Here is a 13,983-nt window from a genome sequence, read left to right as displayed (position 1 = left end):
TGATTTCGATGGCAACACTTGAAGTGAAAGACTTACACGTTGAGGTTAAGGACGACGAGCAGAACAAGACGCAGGAAATCCTCAAAGGGGTCAACCTGACTATGAAGACCGGCGAGATCCACGCCATCATGGGGCCTAATGGGACCGGGAAGTCCACATTGTCGCAGACCATCATGGGCCAGCCCAACTACCACGTGACGCAGGGGGATATCCTGCTCAACGGCGAAAGTATTCTCAAGATGCCCGTCGACGAACGCGCCCGCAAAGGCCTCTTCCTCGGCATGCAATACCCGGCCGAGATTCAAGGCGTCACCAATGCCGAATTTCTGCGAGCCGCTATGAATGCCCGCCGTGCCGATGACGACCAGATCTCCGTCATGGCCTTCCTAAAGGAACTCGACAAGAACCTGGCGCTCCTCGACATGAGCGAATCCATGACGGAACGTTACCTGAACGAAGGCTTCTCCGGCGGGGAAAAGAAGCGCAACGAAATTCTTCAATTATTGATGATCAAGCCGACGTTTGCTCTGCTCGACGAAATCGACTCCGGTCTCGACATCGATGCCTTGAAAGTCGTTTCCAAAGGGGTCAACTCCATGCGTGGCGATAACTTCGGGTCACTCATCATCACCCACTACCAACGCCTGCTGAACTACATCGTTCCCGACGTGGTCCACGTCATGATGGGCGGCCGCATCGTCAAGACCGGTGGGGCCGACCTCGCCAAGACGCTGGAAAAAGAGGGTTACGCCGGCCTGCGTGACGACTTAGGGCTGGACGTTGATTTAGTCGACGAAAACTAAGGGAGGTCGAACACATGGAAGCAGTTCACGATTACACCGCACTTAAACCAGAACTCGCGGCCGCTGCGAACGACCACGGCGAGCCCAAATGGGTCGTTGACCGGCGCCTAGCCGCCATCGATGACCTGGCTGACGCCGCCTTGCCCGAGGTCAACCGCTTCGACATTCACCGCTGGCCCTTAACGCCGGCCGAACCATTGGCCTTTAGCCCCTCCGCGACCGACCTTGCCGCTGACGTTCCGGTCGCCGCCGACCACGTTCAAATCGTGCAGGTCGGCCAGACCACGGTGGCGGTCAACTTACCCGCCGACCTCGCAGATCAAGGCGTCATTTTGACCGACATTTTCACGGCCTTCCGCGAGCACCCAGAACTCACGCAACCCGCCTTTATGACTGATATTATTAAGTCTAATGAAGACCGGCTGACCAGTTTTCACACGGCCTTTCTCAACGCTGGGGTCTTCCTCTACGTGCCGCAGGGCGTCGTTATTGACGCACCCATCGAGATTCACCTGGTACAGGACAGCACGCAGGACGACCGCCCACTGGTTTCTCACGTGCTAGTGATTGCCGGAACGGACAGCCACTTTGCCGTCACACAACATTTGACGACGCAGGGCGACCACGCCAACTTAGCTAGCTGCGTGGTCGAAGTCCGCGCGCAGGCCAACAGTGAAGTCCATTTCTCCTCCTTTGACGAGTTGGGGGCCAACACCACGACCTACCTCAACCGGCGGGCCAATATCAGCCGGGACGCGACCGTTGATTGGGCGATTGGCCTGATGAATGACGGCGACACGTTCGGCGATTTCGACTCCGAACTGATCGGCGAAAATTCTAAGTCCGACGCCAAGGTCATCACTCTGACTGGGGGCCGGCAACGTGTCGGCGTCAACACCCGTGTCACCAACCGCGGGAAGAAATCGACCGGGAACATTCTCCAACGTGGGGTCATCATGGAAAAGTCCACGCTGATCTTTAACGGGATCGGCCACATCATCCACGGGGCTGCCGGCGCCAACGCCGAACAGGAAAACCGCGTGTTGATGATGTCCAGCAAGGCTCACGGGGACGCGAACCCGATTCTCTTAATCGATGAAAATGATGTGTTGGCTGGCCACGCCGCGAGTGTGGGCCAGGTCGATGCCAAGCAGATGTACTACCTGATGAGCCGCGGAATCACCGAACCGCAAGCCAAGCGCTTAGTCATTCGGGGCTTCCTGAGCGCCGTGATACAGGCCATTCCGGCCAAGGACGTGCGGCAGAATCTGACGGATACGATCGAAAGGAAGCTTGAAAATGGCGCAGAAGTTGAGTGAGTCACTGACCGATTTTCCCATTTTAAATCAAGAAGTTAACGACGAGCGGCTGGTCTATTTGGACAACGCCGCCACGGCACAGAAACCTAATCAAGTTGTCGACGCGCTGACTCATTTTTACCAGCACGACAACGCCAACGTTCACCGCGGGGTCCACACGCTAGCCGAACGGGCCACGGCGGCCTACGAGGACGCGCGGCATAAGGTCCAACATTTTATCCACGCCGAGAAGCCGACCGAGATCATCTTCACCAAGGGCGCCACGGACGGGTTGAACCTGGTCGCCAGCACCTATGGCGAGGCCAACGTGACGGCCGGCGATGAGATCGTCATCTCCATCATGGAACACCACAGCAACCTGATTTCTTGGCAACAGTTGGCCATCAAGAAGCACGCCACGCTGAAATACATCGAACTGACCGCTGACGGCGAACTCGACATGGCCGATGCCGCAGCGAAAATCACCGACAAGACCAAGATCGTCGCGGTCGCGCATGCCAGCAACGTGATGGGGACCGTGACGCCGGTCAAGCAACTGGCGAAATTGGCTCACGACCACGGTGCCATCTTCGTTGGCGACGGCGCGCAATCCGTGCCGCACATGCCGGTCGACGTGACCGATTTGGACGTCGATTTCTACGCCTTCTCCGGCCACAAGATGATGGGGCCCACGGGAATCGGCGTGCTATACGGCAAGGAAGACCTGTTGCAGGCCATGCCACCTTACCAGTATGGTGGCGAAATGATCGGTTTCGTTCATCGCGACAATAGTACCTGGGCCGACCTGCCTTGGAAGTTTGAAGCCGGCACGCAAAATATCGCCGGGGCCATTGGCTTAGGCGCCGCGGTCGACTACCTGACCAACATCGGCATGGACCGGGTCCAAGCGCACGAGCAACAACTGGTCGACTACCTTTTACCGAAAATGGAAGCCATGCCGGGCGTCACGGTCTACGGGCCACAAGATCCGGCCAAGCACACCGGCGTCATCGCCTTTAACCTCGACAACCTGCACCCCCACGACGTCGCCACGGCGCTGGACATGGAGGGTGTTGCCGTGCGGGCGGGCCACCACTGCGCGCAACCGTTGATGGATTACTTAGGCCTCGTTGCCACGGCGCGGGCCAGTCTGTACCTTTACAATACACAAGCAGATGCTGACAAATTGTTGACGGCACTGCAGGAAACAAAGGAGTTCTTTAATCATGGGACTGTCAAAGCTGAATAGTCTGTACCGCGAAGTTATTTTGGATCACGCAGATCATCCGCACCACAAGCACGACCTGGCGGAGAGCACCAACACGATTACGCTGAAGAATCCGACCTGTGGTGACGTGATCAACCTTGAAATCAAACTAACGCCGGACGACAAGATCGCCGACATCGGCTTTACCGGCGATGGCTGCACCATTAGTCAGTCGTCCGCCAGCATGATGACCGACGCCGTCATGGGCAAGTCCAAGGAAGAAGCCTTGAAGATGGCGAAGACCTTCTCCGATATGGCAATCGGCAAGGAACACCCGCAAGCCGACTTAGACGAGCTGCAGGACGCGGCCATTTTATCAAATATCATGCAGTTTCCAGCGCGCATCAAGTGTGCCACCCTTTCCTGGTGGGCCTTGCAGCGGGCCTTACTCGAGGAAACTGACGACACTAGCGAGGAGGAGTCATAATGGCAGAAGTACCTGATGTGGTCGCCAATGACCGCGACTATGAATTCGGCTTTCACGATGATATCAAACCGGCCTACTCGACTGGGCGGGGCTTAACGGAAGAAACGGTGCGCGAGATCTCGGCGGCCAAGAACGAACCGCAGTGGATGTTGGACTACCGGCTGAAATCCTACGCCGCTTACAAGCGCATGCCGATGCCAGACTTTGGGCCGGATCTGTCCGACTTAGACCTGAGAGACATGTTGTACTATCAGAAGATGACCGACAAGAAGTACCGTGACTGGCAAGATGTTCCCGATGATTTGAAGAAGACCTTCGACCGCTTAGGCGTGCCCGAGGCCGAACGGAAATACTTAGCGGGATCCTCCGCACAGTACGAATCCGAAGTCGTCTACCACAACATGCGCGATGACTTCGCTAAGCTCGGCATCATCTTCACCGATACCGACACGGCGTTGCGCGAATACCCCGAACTCTTCAAGAAGTGGTTTGGCAAATTGGTCAAGCCGACCGACAACAAGTTCGCGGCGTTGAACGCGGCCGTTTGGTCCGGTGGGTCCTTTATCTACGTGCCGAAGGGTGTCCAAACCAAGACGCCAATTCAATCTTACTTCCGGCTGAACGCCGAAAACTCCGGTCAATTTGAACGGACGCTGATCATCGTCGACGAGGGCGCACGGGTCGATTACGTCGAGGGCTGTACCGCGCCGAACTATTCGTCGGACAGTCTGCACGCCGCCGTGGTCGAGGTCAACGTCGCCAAGGACGCTTATTGCCGCTACACCACCATTCAGAACTGGTCGAACAACGTCTACAGCCTGGAAACGAAGCGGGCCGCAGCCGAAGAGAACGCCACGATGGAATGGGTCGACGGTAACCTGGGGTCTAAAGTCACCATGAAATACCCCAGCGTTTACTTGAACGGCGAGGGTGCCCGCGGGACCATGCTATCGATTGCCGTGGCCAGCAACGGGATTCACCAGGATTCCGGGGCGCGGATGATCCACAACGCCAAGAACACCTCGAGTTCCATCGTGTCCAAGTCCATCGCCAAGACCGGTGGTGCGACCGACTACCGCGGGACCGTGCGTTTTGGCCGCCACTCCGATGGGTCCAAGGCCCACGTGGAATGTGACACGATCATCATGGATGACCAGTCCTCGTCCGACACGATTCCGTATAACGAAATTTCTAATTCCAACGTCTCCATGGAACACGAAGCACGGGTCTCGAAGATTTCCGAAGAACAGCTCTATTACCTGATGAGCCGTGGTATCTCCGAAGAAAAGGCCACCGAAATGATCATCATGGGCTTCGTGGAACCCTTCACCAAGCAACTGCCGATGGAATATGCGGTCGAGTTGAACCGACTGATCAGCTTTGAAATGGAGGGGTCAATCGGGTAGTTTAAACGTAAAATAATAGCACCGTCAGCGGTTGAGAACGAGTCGTTCTTGGCCGTTGGCGGTGCTTTTTAAGTTAGCGTTGACTGGTCGCACTACGGCTGCCAGGGGGGACGCTTTGATTTAAATATTGGTGGCAAAGACCAGCCAAAGGGCGACTAGGATTGTCCACAGCATGGTGCCGACGACTTTATAGCCACTCTTGCCGGCCACGTGTTGATGGCCAATCCGAAAGGTGATCATCCAGCAAAAGAGGAAAAGGATGATAAAGAGGTCAAACCATAGGGCATTGTTCAAAAAGAGATCCACGAGAAAAATAATGGCGATGCCGTATTTCTCCCACTCTGACAAATTTTTATAGGAAAAGCTCGCATCGCTGTCGATGTCAACGTTGTCGTTGCTTTCGCGGGGGGCTTTCCAATCGCGAAACATGACCATCCCGAGCGATATCACGCACCAAACGATACATAGCCCCGCGCAGATGGCGGCCGCTTGGGTTAAGTGAAACGCGCCGATTTTCCACTGGCGTAGGACCAGAATGGATAATAAATTCAGAAAGAGGGCGCTTAGGGTGAGCCTCTTTATCGTGGTCAGTTGCATTCGTCATTCTCCTGTCAGACTGCTATTTTTAGATGATTTCTTGTTGATATGATGACCCTTAACTCTATAAATAAGACACGCATGTTTGTTGTCTTTACGCTAAATTGCAGGTCATCGATATTGCAAATAGGATTTATAATTTCGACACGTATGCTTAATTTTAGCATACCGGAAACAGCTTTTAGCGGGCTTCAGGCCTGTAATTTTTGTGAACTCAGCCTGGTCGTTTGTTTGTAAACTAGGAAAAGAGGTCAAAGCTGAGTCGAATATGACAGTTTTTCCTAGCCATTACCTATAATCAGAATTATTACCAGTAGCCATTTAGCTATTTCTAGGATGAATGAACGGTAGTCATCGACACTGGGGAGCTGATCAAAATTCCAAGAATCTTTTACGTGTTATTAGCAGGCGAGGCGACCTCGCGCTTAGGGAATAATTTTTTTGATATCGCCATCATGATTTATTTGTACAAGGTGACGAGTAATTCGGTCGTGATTGGGTTGGTGTCGGGACTATTTAATGTGTTAGTCTTACTGAACTTGGTTACGGGATTCTTAGCAGATAAGTACCTGAAGACACGAATCATGCAGATTGTAGACGTCGCGCAGGCCGTACTGATGTTTATCGCGGCGGCCATCTACTTTGGAAATGACGTCACGGTCTTTACCATCGTCGGGATTTCCTTTCTGTCTAAGATTCTGGGGACCTTTTTCGACCCGGCCGAAGATGCCTTGATTCCACAGATTATTGACGAGGACCATTTGAGCCAGGCCAACGGGTTGAACCAGGGGCTCCAAATGGTGACACAGATCATCGGGATGTTACTGGGCGGAATCTTAGTGACACTATTGCCGATTACGTCGTTTGCTCTGATCAATGGCGCCACTTTCCTGGTCTCACTGGTCTGCCTAACAATCGTCAATCACGTGTTGCATGAACAGATTGTGGTGGAAAATGACGAGACGACTCTCGGCAATTGGTACGACGGCATCGTCTACGTTGCGCATCATCAGGTGCTACGGAGTATTATTTTGCTTGCGATGATTGTCAATTTAACGTTGGGTCCCATTATGGGATTGGACGTGGCGTGGGTCAAGGGAACGCTGCACGCGAGTTCCTTTATGTACAGCGTTTCGCAGGTCACGCTGATGGTGGGAATTATCTTAGGAAATGTGTTGGTCAATTTGGTGAAATGGTCGCTGAAACGTAAGTTGTTGTTCTCACTGACAACGATGGCGACGGCGGTTCTGCTGATGGCGCTATTCCAAAACCTGATGGTGACGTTGGTGATGATGGCAGTGATTGGCATGGCTGGTGGCTTCCTGAACGTATCGGTCTTTACGCTGATTCAGACGCGCACGCCGGGCCACGTGCTGGGCAGAGTGAACGGCGCCATGCTGGCAGGGTCAAATGTGTCTTTGCCACTGGGGATGATGTTGGGTGGCCTGTTGTCGGGCATCGTTAGTATCGCGGTGGTCTACATCGTCGGCGCGGCGATTACGTTGCTGGCAACGCTGCTGATTGTACGCGTGGATTTTGCGGAAGCAACGGCGGAGTAAAACAACCTGCGACAGACTAGCCACCAACGGATATCGAAGACTGAAAAGAGGCACGCCAACACATGGATAAAATCAAACGAGTCATTGTCAGCGATTTTCTCGGCACACTAACGGTCAGCGCGCTTATGACCTACACCTACTGGCACCTGTACCAGCAAACGCGGAGTCAAACTGTTATTTCCATACTGGGAACTTTTTCGATGGTGATGTTGTTATTCGCCTTTGTCGGGGGCTACGTGGTCGATCGGCACAGTAAGATTCGCTTGCTACGGGTGATTGCGACGATTCGACTGGTGATGATGGGGTGTGGTGCCCTGATCATTTTAGTCTGGCACCAAGGAACAGCCGTTTTATTTGGAATTGTCATGGTGGATGCGTTGTTGGGCGTGGTCTATGGACCGCTCACGGAGTCGGTTGCGCCAACCCTAGTTGCGGATGATTCGACATTATTTACCGCGAACTCATGGGTTGCGACGGCGAGCCAAATTTCCTCGATTGCCTCATCTGCGTTGGCCGTTCTGCTGGTGTACATGAAGACACCAGCGCTGGCATTGGGCGTGGCATTCTTGGCGCTAGTTCTCTCTGTGACGGCCCTCAGTCGCATTGCAAATGACCCGGCACCGGTGAAGCGAGAGCGGCTAGCCATTCGTGAAACGCTGCAGGACTTTGCCCAAGGACTCCATTTGGTCGTTCGCAATCCCATGATTAGCTACATGATTCCGGTGGCCCTGCTCACGAACTTTGGCTATTGGTCGATTTGGCTGCTGATGCCGAAGTTTAGTGTCGATATTTTTGGTCGGTATCCGTTCGTGTATAATCTGATCGATATCACGCTGACCGTGGGTGGGATTGCCGGGGCGACACTGTTTTCTAAGGTTCATCGGGCCGGGTCGTCTGCGAAATGGTATCCAGTTTTGTTAGTGGGTCAGGCAGTCATGATGATTCTATTAGGGGTTAGTGGTCGCACCAATCCGACAATAGAAAATGTGGTACTGGTCGGCGTGGCCTGGTTGGGCTATGGGTTCTTCAACAGCATTTCAGCCGTGATCTACTTCTCCATCGTCCAATTGTCAGCGGATAAAGATAAGATTGGTCTGATCATTGGGGCCGTCCTGACGCTCTTCTCAATCGCAAATCCAATCGCGGCCGTGGCAAGTGTGCCGTTAACTCATTTGGCATCGCTACCGATATTAATCATTGGTTTGGGTGGCGTGATGGTGTTGGCGACAATTCCGGTATTCCGTCCGCGATTTCTGCGGGAACTGAAGCGGTTCGATTCACATGAGACATGAGAGGACCACTCTTCGCTCAGTGAGTATGTTAAAATTAAACTGGTAGTTTCTTTGAGAAGAGGGAGCAACGAGGAGTGTTCCACGTGAAACTTTTAGGGGAAATCTGGCAGATTAAAATCACCAGTTTTTGGGCGTACTTTTCTTTGTTGTTAGTCAGTACCGTGTTAAGTAGATGGCTGGCAAGGAGAGTAGCGCTATTCGGTGAATTTTGGCTGGATTTGATTGCCTTTCTGGCGATTTACGAAGTGCTGTTTGTTCTGACGAAGGCGGTGTGTTATTGGCGTCGGCAGAACAAGACAGAGTAAAAAGATTCCCCCGGTATGCTTGGTAGAAAGTGGCATATCAGGGGAATCTTTTTAGTTTAAGACGAATAACACTTGCTTACGAACCTGAAGAAAAGTATCGCTGTCGAGGGTTGCAATGTATTTAACGTGTCTTTTATTAAAATCAAGAGTCTGAAATTGCAGAGGATTAATGAACCCATCGATTTCAGGTAAGTCAGGTGGAATTGGAATCATGAAGCCGGCACGTTGTAAACGATTATTGGCTGCGTGGGTGATTGGAGAAACAACGACAAGATTGGTTAATTCACTGTACCCACTGTGGCTTAAGACCAAGGCGGGGCGGCGTTTATTAATTTCAAAGCCGAGTGCAGGATCAAAGTCTAGCCAAACAATATCCTGCGATTCGGGGATATATCGGTTAGTCTTGAGGGATTTCATTGCCAACTAAATGTCCTCCAAACGCTTCTTTTTGTGTCAGGTCATGAGTCGCAATGAACTCTGGGTCGAGAAATGGATTCTTTTCTTTGGGTGTATAAACAATTTGACCATCGCGGCCCTGATAAACATCGTATTCATCTGCCACTTTAATCTCAGCAGGAACGGTCAGAACTGTAGAATTACCAACTTTTCGGGCTTTAACTGCCATCAGAATCACCTCTCTTTACTATGTATATATCAGTATATACATTAGTCAAATAAGAGCAAGCATTCTGCCTGTGAAATTCTATTTGGCGATTTACGAGATCACATAAGGAATGACATGCTGGTTCTTCACGTACAACACGCGGTCCGCTTGACGTAGCAAGTCAGCATCGTAGTTATGTGTAATGTAAATGAAACCGACATCCAGGCTAAAGAGTTTCTGTTCCAATGCACTAGCGGTAGCCTTATCCAGACCGCTAGAGAGTTCATCGAAAATCATGAATGGTTTCGCAGCCAATAGATTTCGGGCGAGGCCAATCCGTTGGCGTTCACCGCCGGAAAGTCGACTGCCAGTGGTAGATACGCTAGTCTTTAGAAACGCGGGGGTCGCAGTCAGGCCAGCCATTTTCAGAGCGGCTATCAGCTGTTGAGTTGTGTATCCCGTTTTAAATAGCGTGAGGTTATCCGCGATAGTGCCGTCAAAAATGAAGGTCGACTGTTCCTGAAAGCCAATGAGACTGGGTACGTCACCCGTAGTCAGCGTCGAAAGTGGCTGTCCATTAACGGTAATGGTTCCGGCCGTTAGTTGGTGCTCACCAAACAGCGTGTTAATCAGGGTCGACTTACCTGCGCCGCTTTCACCGATCACGATGATTTTCTCCCGCCGATCAATGCTAAGCGTCACGTTTTTTAGTAGTGGTTGTTGCCGGTCCGCGATAGTCGCGTGGTCGTAGGTAATGAAGTTAATGGTTGTGGTGAGCAGGACGGGGTAACGAGGATTAAACGTTGTCTTTGCCGATAGCAAGGGGACAAATTCCAGATAAGCCCGTCGGCCGCCAAAGTAGTCGGTAAACACGTCGCTGGCCATTTCTAAAGGAAACGAGATGGCGCTCGAAAGTTGGGTGAACCCAATAAATGCCGCGAAGGAAAGCCCGTAGCGTAGGACGAAGAGCCCACCAATCAACCAAGTTCCCAAGTAGACGAGATCACTAAAAAATTGCGACCAACCGCTGATAATCTTACGAATCAAGACGTCCTGATTTTGAGCCGCATTTAGCGCTGTCGTTTGGACAGTATGCCGCTGTTGAAAAAGGTGCTCCCGACCAAAATTCCTAATGACCGTTAAACCAGATAGCCAGTTGGTGACAGCAGCGGTGTAGGATTCTAGTTGCCGTAAGACCGGCGTTTTAGCCCGCTTTAAACGATTTTGGGATAGAAAGGGTAACAAGACCGCTGGAACTTCGAGTACCAGAACCATCACTGTTAAGGGGACATTGATGGCGAACGCGAAGCCCAGTGCGAGCAGAAGCTGACAGCACAGAGACATTCCCATCACGAAACTGCCGATATAGGTTTGTTCAATGACATCGGCCTTGGCAGTCAGGTAGGAGACTTTGGCACCAACGGTCTCATCCTTTAAGTCAGTGGCTGTTAGAAAATGACCGAAGACTTGTTGGCGTAAATGTTGCATGGCGCCATTGATGACGCGGCCCTTAAAGTAACCGCCGATGACGTTGATGAGCGCGGTGAGGCTGGCAAAGGCCAGACAAAAAACGACGAGATAGCCGAATGCAATCTGAACTTTACCGGTGATCACCTGGGTCAAAAATTCGATGACCTTGGCGTATGAAATAGTAATGAGCGCATGGAGAAAAGTAATGATCAAGAAGATATTAAATAGCCGCTTCTGGGGCCGTATCACGAGATTCCACATCAGATAGCTCTCCTTTGAGAGAAAAAACTTAGTTACGTTGCACAATATCTTGCCCCATAGTGGAATCAAAGAAAGCGGTGGGCTGCCGGCAATGGCCGGTGAGTCCGGAGTAGGTGAGTCATGGGCATCACTTCCTTCTAGAATTATCGCCATAATATAATAAAATGATTAGAATTGCAATTTAAATTTAATTATAGGCTAAGCTGTGGCTACAAGTAAACTATTGTTAGACTAAGTGCAGTGATATACTAAAGGAAGAGAATGGTACCGAGAAATGGCGTCATGAGAGGCATTCTAAACACTATTAAAATGAGTCGGTCTGCACAGGCTGTTTGGGTAATCACGACCGCAGAATAGGATGGAGCAGCATGGACATCAAAAAATTCGTGGCCCAGCGCAAGGCGTTGCGGCTGTCACAAGTGAAATTATCGGCCGGCATCTGTACGCAGGCCACGCTGAGTAAATTTGAGCGGCAGGGGCGCGTCCCCTCACTGGCTATTTTAGAACAGCTCTGTGCGCGACTCGGATTGACGGTCGATGACCTCAATGAAGTGCAGGCGACCTCGGTCACGAAGATGCGGGCGCAATTGGATAAGGTGGAAGACCAGTTGATGATGGAGGACTACCGGACCGTCCTCCAGTCTCTTAACGACATCGACGAGGCCAAGATTGACGCGATTCCTTTGAAGATGCAGTTCTACTATCTGCGGGGGATGCTGAATGCTCTGATCAACAAGGAACCCGACGATGTTCTTTTCGACTTTGCTCGCATTTTAAATGGATTCGATGAGAAGCACGAGACCATTTTTACGCAGCTCGCCTATGTGGGTTCTGGCGTGTTGTACGAGCGGCACGAGCAACCGGAGAAGGCCAAGTTTTACTTCACCAAGACGACGGGGTACGTGCAACGCGCGCTGGCCGCTGCCCATGAAGAAGCTGGTAATGATTACCTGCGCCTGCTCACGCTGATCTTTTACACGGCGGAATTCTACGCCCACGCCAGCGATTTTGTCACCAGTAACGACCTGATCGACGCCGGCGTCCTTCTGTGTTCGGACAAGCACGTGACCTACTACTTGCCGCGGCTGAAGTTTTTGGCGGCCGAAAATGCCATCAAGCAGCACCAAGATGACGACACCATCCAGTGCCTGATGAACGAGGCCTTGGCCTTCGCACGCATCAACCATAACGAAGTAGTCGAGGTCAAGGTGGGCGCGCTGCGGAGCCGGTATGAGAAGTGAGCGGCACGTCGAGCTGAATAGATGTGAATTAGATTGAAAGTAAAAAATGAATGTTAAAGGACCATCAAAGCAGGAAATTTGCCCCTGTTTCGATGGTCCTTTTAAGCATTGCAGTTTGTGTTTCCTTCCTCAGTATTGCCTTTCTTAAATCTAGCGTTGCTTTTTAAGCCGTACCCAGTAAGTAATACCCATTGTAATACCGACAAGTACTCCCGTTAGAACTGCAATTTTTATGTTACTTAGTGAAATTAGTTGTCTTGTAAAACTAGAACCATTGCTACAGTTGACTAAAATCCCCAGAAAATACATCCATGCCGTCATGAAAAGGCCTTGGCCCAGAGCAGATTTTAGAACGTGTCGCCGTGCGGCTGATATGTCGTTGGCATCAATCTCATTGTCGGTGAGATGCGCACGTCGTCTAGCTATGGTGAGATAGGGAAGAATAACGGTACCGGCAAAAATGAAATTGAATAAGACGATACCTAAGAGGGCGTCTTCTGGTGACGTGGTTGCCCAGAAAGAAGCAAGTATAGGTGGTAATAAAAGTGCTGGTAGACACAGCATCATCACATTAGTGCCGATGCGGTTGGTTTCTTGCCGTTTATATTCATCGAAATCCCCTGAGATGTTGAAAAAGCGTTTTACAAGACGATCACGTAAACTCTCCCCGTTTTTCATAGTAATTTACCCCTCTCAGAATAAATGATAAGACTACGTGGAAGCTTTGATTGACCATAGATCTCCCCATTTACGGACAATCACCACGATTAATAATTAATGTATTCGATATGGCTTCGTACTCTGTTTACACATCGGAATTCATTCTCTACTAGTTGCGAGCATTTGTAGTTTTTTTAAATCTAACGTTGCTTTTTAAGCCGTACCCAATAGGTAATGCCCATCATAACACCAATGAAAATCCCTAGCAGTAGTGCGGTCCTGATGTTATGCCATGAGGTCAGTTCGCCAACAAAACTGGCATGGTCGAAGATAGAATTGAGAATGGCTTGCATCAGGTAGAAGAAGACGAACCCGTATAGGCCACTCCCCAGCGCACGTTTCAAAACGGTTCTCCGTGCGGCCGGCAAGTCGCGGACATCGACTTCATTGTCGGTGAGGTGCGCGCGCCGGCTGGCCGTCATAAGGTAAGGACAGATGATGACGCCGACAAAGATGACATTGAAGAAAATTAAGCCTAGCAGGGCGTCCTCCGGCGATTTGGTCGCCCACAAGCCAGCGATGATCGATGGAATTAGAATTGCCGGTAAACACAGCATCATCACATTAGTCCCGATGCGATTGGTTTCTTGGCGCTTATATTCGTCGAAGTCCCCGGAAATATTGAAAAAGTGTTTCACAAATTGGTCGCGTAAAGTTTCTTTATTTTTCATAATTCGTACTCCTCCCAGAATAGATGAGCAACACTGAACTAGCTGCCGACCAGCAAATTTTA

Annotated in this window: 15 protein-coding genes; 9 read left to right on the top strand and 6 right to left on the bottom strand. The window is 51.1% G+C overall.

The annotated features are described in order from the left end of the window. Positions 1-8: 8 nt before the first annotated feature. The 5 genes from sufC to sufB are packed head-to-tail and all read left to right on the top strand — an operon-like array spanning position 9 to position 5,201. A complete protein-coding gene (gene sufC / locus JUF10_RS01990; RefSeq protein ID WP_203640572.1) occupies positions 9-803 on the top strand; it encodes a Fe-S cluster assembly ATPase SufC in 795 nt (264 codons plus the stop codon). Between the two features lie 14 nt (positions 804-817). Continuing rightward, entirely contained in the window at positions 818-2,122 is a 1,305-nt protein-coding gene (gene sufD / locus JUF10_RS01985; protein WP_203640571.1) for a Fe-S cluster assembly protein SufD, read from the top strand. Beyond that, positions 2,103-3,350 carry an aminotransferase class V-fold PLP-dependent enzyme gene (locus JUF10_RS01980; protein WP_203640570.1) on the top strand — a complete coding sequence of 416 codons (1,248 nt, stop codon included), beginning with the start codon at positions 2,103-2,105 and terminating at the stop codon, positions 3,348-3,350. Before sufD ends, JUF10_RS01980 begins: the two co-directional genes overlap by 20 nt. Then, positions 3,328-3,795, top strand: a complete 468-nt coding sequence (gene sufU, locus JUF10_RS01975) for a Fe-S cluster assembly sulfur transfer protein SufU (RefSeq protein WP_203640569.1) — start codon at positions 3,328-3,330, stop codon at positions 3,793-3,795. Before JUF10_RS01980 ends, sufU begins: the two co-directional genes overlap by 23 nt. Next, complete coding sequence (sufB, locus tag JUF10_RS01970; RefSeq protein ID WP_203640568.1) at positions 3,795-5,201, top strand: Fe-S cluster assembly protein SufB; 1,407 nt, start codon at positions 3,795-3,797, stop codon at positions 5,199-5,201. Before sufU ends, sufB begins: the two co-directional genes overlap by 1 nt. A gap of 120 nt (positions 5,202-5,321) precedes the next feature. On the opposite strand, the gene JUF10_RS01965 is transcribed toward sufB, so the two are convergent. Further along, the gene (locus JUF10_RS01965; RefSeq protein ID WP_203640567.1) at positions 5,322-5,798 is read right to left on the bottom strand and encodes a hypothetical protein; all 477 of its coding nucleotides are present in this window, start codon (positions 5,796-5,798) and stop codon (positions 5,322-5,324) included. 395 nt (positions 5,799-6,193) lie between these two features. Between JUF10_RS01965 and JUF10_RS01960 the strand changes: the two genes are divergently transcribed. The 3 genes from JUF10_RS01960 to JUF10_RS01950 all read left to right on the top strand — a co-directional run bounded on the left by JUF10_RS01960 (position 6,194) and on the right by JUF10_RS01950 (position 8,954). Next, a complete protein-coding gene (locus tag JUF10_RS01960) occupies positions 6,194-7,357 on the top strand; it encodes an MFS transporter (RefSeq protein WP_203640566.1) in 1,164 nt (387 codons plus the stop codon). 62 nt (positions 7,358-7,419) lie between these two features. After that, complete coding sequence (locus JUF10_RS01955) at positions 7,420-8,649, top strand: MFS transporter (RefSeq protein WP_203640565.1); 1,230 nt, start codon at positions 7,420-7,422, stop codon at positions 8,647-8,649. Positions 8,650-8,732: 83 nt separating this feature from the next. After that, positions 8,733-8,954: a hypothetical protein gene (locus tag JUF10_RS01950; RefSeq protein WP_203640564.1), complete on the top strand. Its 222-nt coding sequence runs from the start codon at positions 8,733-8,735 to the stop codon at positions 8,952-8,954. 51 nt (positions 8,955-9,005) lie between these two features. Here the strand turns inward: JUF10_RS01950 and JUF10_RS01945 are convergent, their stop codons facing one another. The 3 genes from JUF10_RS01945 to JUF10_RS01935 all read right to left on the bottom strand — a co-directional run bounded on the left by JUF10_RS01945 (position 9,006) and on the right by JUF10_RS01935 (position 11,289). Continuing rightward, positions 9,006-9,371, bottom strand: a complete 366-nt coding sequence (locus tag JUF10_RS01945; protein WP_236008136.1) for a type II toxin-antitoxin system PemK/MazF family toxin — start codon at positions 9,369-9,371, stop codon at positions 9,006-9,008. Continuing rightward, on the bottom strand, positions 9,352-9,579 hold the full coding sequence (gene mazE / locus JUF10_RS01940) for a type II toxin-antitoxin system PemI/MazE family antitoxin (RefSeq protein WP_203640562.1): 228 nt from the start codon (positions 9,577-9,579) through the stop codon (positions 9,352-9,354). The genes JUF10_RS01945 and mazE overlap by 20 nt, the downstream gene beginning before the upstream one ends. Positions 9,580-9,669: 90 nt before the next feature. Further along, positions 9,670-11,289: an ATP-binding cassette domain-containing protein gene (locus JUF10_RS01935; protein WP_203640561.1), complete on the bottom strand. Its 1,620-nt coding sequence runs from the start codon at positions 11,287-11,289 to the stop codon at positions 9,670-9,672. Between the two features lie 368 nt (positions 11,290-11,657). Between JUF10_RS01935 and JUF10_RS01930 the strand changes: the two genes are divergently transcribed. After that, entirely contained in the window at positions 11,658-12,530 is an 873-nt protein-coding gene (locus JUF10_RS01930) for a helix-turn-helix domain-containing protein (protein ID WP_203640560.1), read from the top strand. A gap of 150 nt (positions 12,531-12,680) precedes the next feature. On the opposite strand, the gene JUF10_RS01925 is transcribed toward JUF10_RS01930, so the two are convergent. Both JUF10_RS01925 and JUF10_RS01920 read right to left on the bottom strand, forming a co-directional pair. After that, positions 12,681-13,208, bottom strand: a complete 528-nt coding sequence (locus JUF10_RS01925; protein WP_203640559.1) for a DUF3278 domain-containing protein — start codon at positions 13,206-13,208, stop codon at positions 12,681-12,683. 182 nt (positions 13,209-13,390) lie between these two features. Continuing rightward, positions 13,391-13,921 carry a DUF3278 domain-containing protein gene (locus tag JUF10_RS01920; RefSeq protein ID WP_203640558.1) on the bottom strand — a complete coding sequence of 177 codons (531 nt, stop codon included), beginning with the start codon at positions 13,919-13,921 and terminating at the stop codon, positions 13,391-13,393. Positions 13,922-13,983: the final 62 nt, after the last annotated feature.

Source organism: Levilactobacillus andaensis, from assembly GCF_016861695.1.
GTDB lineage: Bacteria > Bacillota > Bacilli > Lactobacillales > Lactobacillaceae > Levilactobacillus > Levilactobacillus andaensis.
Note: the sequence above shows the minus strand (reverse complement) of the source record. Positions and strands in the feature narration are given on the sequence as shown.

What these genes read in the sequence shown, in the direction of transcription:
- sufC (WP_203640572.1), top strand. Translation starts at nt 9, where the DNA reads ATGGCAACACTTGAAGTGAAAGACTTACACGTTGAGGTTAAGGACGAC.
- sufD (WP_203640571.1), top strand. Translation starts at nt 818, where the DNA reads ATGGAAGCAGTTCACGATTACACCGCACTTAAACCAGAACTCGCGGCC.
- JUF10_RS01980 (WP_203640570.1), top strand. Translation starts at nt 2,103, where the DNA reads ATGGCGCAGAAGTTGAGTGAGTCACTGACCGATTTTCCCATTTTAAAT.
- sufU (WP_203640569.1), top strand. Translation starts at nt 3,328, where the DNA reads ATGGGACTGTCAAAGCTGAATAGTCTGTACCGCGAAGTTATTTTGGAT.
- sufB (WP_203640568.1), top strand. Translation starts at nt 3,795, where the DNA reads ATGGCAGAAGTACCTGATGTGGTCGCCAATGACCGCGACTATGAATTC.
- JUF10_RS01965 (WP_203640567.1), bottom strand. Translation starts at nt 5,798, where the DNA reads ATGCAACTGACCACGATAAAGAGGCTCACCCTAAGCGCCCTCTTTCTG.
- JUF10_RS01955 (WP_203640565.1), top strand. Translation starts at nt 7,420, where the DNA reads ATGGATAAAATCAAACGAGTCATTGTCAGCGATTTTCTCGGCACACTA.
- JUF10_RS01945 (WP_236008136.1), bottom strand. Translation starts at nt 9,371, where the DNA reads ATGAAATCCCTCAAGACTAACCGATATATCCCCGAATCGCAGGATATT.
- mazE (WP_203640562.1), bottom strand. Translation starts at nt 9,579, where the DNA reads ATGGCAGTTAAAGCCCGAAAAGTTGGTAATTCTACAGTTCTGACCGTT.
- JUF10_RS01935 (WP_203640561.1), bottom strand. Translation starts at nt 11,289, where the DNA reads ATGTGGAATCTCGTGATACGGCCCCAGAAGCGGCTATTTAATATCTTC.
- JUF10_RS01930 (WP_203640560.1), top strand. Translation starts at nt 11,658, where the DNA reads ATGGACATCAAAAAATTCGTGGCCCAGCGCAAGGCGTTGCGGCTGTCA.
- JUF10_RS01925 (WP_203640559.1), bottom strand. Translation starts at nt 13,208, where the DNA reads ATGAAAAACGGGGAGAGTTTACGTGATCGTCTTGTAAAACGCTTTTTC.
- JUF10_RS01920 (WP_203640558.1), bottom strand. Translation starts at nt 13,921, where the DNA reads ATGAAAAATAAAGAAACTTTACGCGACCAATTTGTGAAACACTTTTTC.